This window comes from Microvirga sp. jy35, from assembly GCF_056148915.1.
The window spans coordinates 1-2,213 of the sequence record NZ_JBWBEW010000103.1 but is presented as its reverse complement, the minus strand read 5'-3'; the positions used below and the strand labels follow the sequence as shown (position 1 = coordinate 2,213).

The 2,213-nt window shown below is 64.6% G+C and carries 2 protein-coding genes; both read left to right on the top strand.

The features are described from left to right. Window positions 1-960: carbohydrate kinase family protein (locus AC0QTX_RS27340; protein ID WP_474606935.1), on the top strand; the 960-nt coding region annotated here is incomplete at its 5' end. Between the two features lie 20 nt (window positions 961-980). Continuing rightward, window positions 981-2,213, top strand: a 1,233-nt coding sequence (locus AC0QTX_RS27335) for an AGE family epimerase/isomerase (protein ID WP_474606936.1), incomplete at its 3' end; no start/stop codon positions are given.

Sequence of the window (2,213 nt, the reverse complement as noted above, 5' to 3'; positions counted from 1 at the left end):
CAGTCTATGATCTTGGTTACGGGAGAAGCCTTGGTCGACCTGTTCATCGGCGCCGCCACGACGACAGGCTTTCCTGCAGAGGCGGTGGCCGGCGGTTCGCCCTTCAACGTGGCGATCGGGCTCGGCCGTCTCGGTCGCCCTGCAGCCTTTCTGTCCACATTATCAGAAGATGTCTTCGGGTCGTTTTTGGCGGACAAGCTCGCCGAGGCTGGTGTAAGCCCCGTCTATCTGCAGCGCCGCCCGAACGTCACGACACTCAGCGTGGTAGCGACCGCCGATGCAGGGCAGCCGCAATACTCCTTCTATGCTCCTGACAGCGCGGATCGCGCTCTCACGCCCGAGGCATTGCCCGCCCGACTGCCCGCAGACGTGAACGCCATCGCGGCGGGCTCCTATGCGCTTGGGGTCGAGCCCATCGCGACCGCCATCGAGACCCTGGTGCAGCGTGAGAGCGGAGCCCGGGTGATCTCCCTCGATCCCAATGTGCGGCCGCGGGTTGTCGGCGATCTGACTGCTTACAGGGTGAGATTCGAGCGCCTGCTGGCCCATGCCGCCATTGTGAAGGCGAGCGACGAGGATATCGAACTGCTCTATTCTTCCACGCATGATCTCGCATCGGCAGCGCGTGCCTGGCTCCGGCACGGCCCCAAGCTCGTGGTGATCACGCGAGGCGAGAAAGGATGTCTGGCGGCATTCGGCGATAAGATTGTGGAGCGCCCTGCCCCCAGAATCGAAGTCGTCGACACGGTCGGCGCCGGCGATACCTTCCATGCAGGCCTGCTCGCCTGGCTCGATGGTAACGGCCTGCTCGCGCCTCAGGGGGTTGCGGAATTGAGCGAGGCGCAGGTCACGAGCGCTCTCGACTTTGCCGCAGCCGCCGCGGCCATCGTCTGCACCCGCCGCGGCGCCAACCCGCCGTCTTGGACCGAGGTCGAACAGTTCATGACCGAGCGCGCCTGAACCAGCAGGAGAGCATCATGATGAAGCAGCCCGTTCTTCCGCCCCTCGGCACGCCCTGGCGCTCCAACCGCTTCCACCGGCAATGGCTGTTCGAGCAGGCATTTAACCTGTTCGACTTCTTTCAGCATGGCGTGATCAATCCGGCTGGCGGCTTCTTCGATCTCGACGATGCAGGACGCCCCATCGATGTTACCAATCCTGTCCGACAGATCCACAACACGACCCGCATGGTGCATTGCTTCGCCATCGGCACCCTTCTCGGGCGGCCCGGCTGCGATTCCATCGTTGACCACGGGATGGATTACCTCTGGAAGGCGCATCGGGACGCGCAGAACGGCGGCTATGTCTGGTCGCTCGATAATGACGGTCCGAAGGACGACACCAAGCAGGCCTATGGCCATGCCTTTGTGCTGCTGGCGGCCTCCAGCGCGAAGGTGGTGGGCCATCCGCTCGCGGACCGTCTGCTGGAAGACATCACCCAGATCCTCGAAGGGCATTTCTGGGAGGAGCGGCACGGAGCCGTGGCTGAGGAATTCACGCGCGACTGGCAGCCCCTGAGCCAGTATCGCGGCCAGAATTCCAACATGCACCTCACCGAAGCCCTGATGGCGGCCTTCGAGGCCACGGGCGACCGCACCTATCTCGACCGGGCGGAGCGGATCGCGGGTCTCATCATCGGCCGCCATGCGGCCTCCCTCGGTTATCGGGTGGCCGAGCACTTCCATGCGGACTGGAGCCTCGACCGGGATTATCGCGGCGACGACATGTTCCGCCCTTACGGCACGACGCCCGGCCATTGGCTGGAATGGTCCAGGCTCCTTCTCCAGCTCTGGTCGCTGGGCGGGCAGCGTCATGCCTGGATGCCTGATGCGGCCCGTGAGCTGTTCCGGCAATCCATTGAACTGGGATGGGACAAGAACAGAGGCGGTTTCTTCTACGCCCTCGACTGGGACGACAGGCCGAGGCTGCCGCTGAAGCTCTGGTGGCCTTGCGCGGAGGGGATTGGCGCGGCGGCGTTTCTCACCGAGCACAGCCCTGGCAACTTCCACGAGCAGTGGTACCGCACCCTCTGGGGCTTCGCAGAACGCCACCTAATCGACCATCGGCATGGAGGCTGGCGGCCTGAGCTCGCGGAGGATCTGGCACCGAGCGCAACCGTGTTCAGCGGCAGGCCGGACCTCTACCACGCGCTCCAGGCCTGCCTGATCCCACTGTTCCCCGCCACCGGCAGCCTGACCAAGGTCATCCCCGAG